Raw genomic sequence first — 1,116 nt, 5'->3', positions numbered from 1 at the left:
CGCCAAAGCAGGGCGCAAGGTCGCGATGGTCGACAGCCGTCGTCAGGTCGGCGGCAACTGCACCCACCTCGGTACCATCCCGTCCAAGGCACTGCGTCACTCGGTGCGGCAGATCATGCAGTTCAACACCAACCCGATGTTCCGGGCCATCGGCGAGCCACGCTGGTTCTCCTTCCCGGACGTGTTGAAAAGCGCCGAGAAAGTCATCTCCAAACAAGTCGCCTCGCGCACCGGCTACTACGCCCGTAACCGCGTCGACGTGTTTTTCGGCACCGGCAGCTTCGCCGATGAGCAAACCATCGAAGTGGTCTGCGCCAACGGCGTGGTCGAGAAGCTGGTGGCCAAGCACATCATCAGCGCCACCGGGTCGCGCCCGTATCGCCCGGCGGACATCGATTTCCACCATCCGCGTATCTACGATAGCGACACCATCCTCAGCCTCGGCCACACCCCGCGCAAATTGATCGTTTACGGCGCCGGCGTGATCGGTTGCGAATACGCCTCGATCTTCAGCGGTCTGGGTGTACTGGTTGAACTGGTGGATAACCGCGGTCAGTTGCTGAGCTTTCTCGACTCGGAAATCTCCCAGGCGTTGAGCTACCACTTCAGCAACAACAACATCACCGTGCGCCACAACGAAGACTACGATCGTGTCGAAGGCGTGGACAACGGGGTGATCCTGCACCTCAAGTCCGGCAAGAAGATCAAGGCCGACGCCTTGCTCTGGTGCAACGGCCGTACCGGTAATACCGACCAGTTGGGTCTGGAAAACATCGGCGTCAAGGTCAACAGCCGTGGCCAGATCGAAGTCGACGAGGCTTACCGCACCTGCGTGCCGAACATCTACGGTGCTGGCGACGTGATCGGCTGGCCGAGCCTGGCCAGTGCCGCCCACGACCAGGGCCGTTCGGCTGCTGGCAGCATCGTTGATAACGGTAGCTGGCGCTTTGTGAATGACGTGCCGACCGGCATTTACACCATTCCTGAGATCAGCTCGATCGGCAAGAACGAGCAGGAACTGACCCAGGCCAAAGTGCCGTACGAAGTCGGCAAGGCATTCTTCAAGAGCATGGCGCGGGCGCAGATTGCCGGCGAGCCGCAAGGCATGCTGAAGAT

At 60.7% G+C, this 1,116-nt stretch carries 1 protein-coding gene; it reads left to right on the top strand.

Annotated elements, in window-relative coordinates:
- Positions 1–1,116 (top strand): Si-specific NAD(P)(+) transhydrogenase (gene sthA, locus ACIOVB_RS27860; RefSeq protein WP_401272319.1); only part of this gene is annotated, 1,116 nt, incomplete at both ends.

This window comes from Pseudomonas sp. NPDC087639 (assembly GCF_044743385.1).
In the GTDB taxonomy this organism is placed as follows: domain Bacteria; phylum Pseudomonadota; class Gammaproteobacteria; order Pseudomonadales; family Pseudomonadaceae; genus Aquipseudomonas.
The sequence above is the reverse complement of the archived record's forward strand: the minus strand, read 5'-3'. Positions and strand labels throughout refer to the sequence as shown.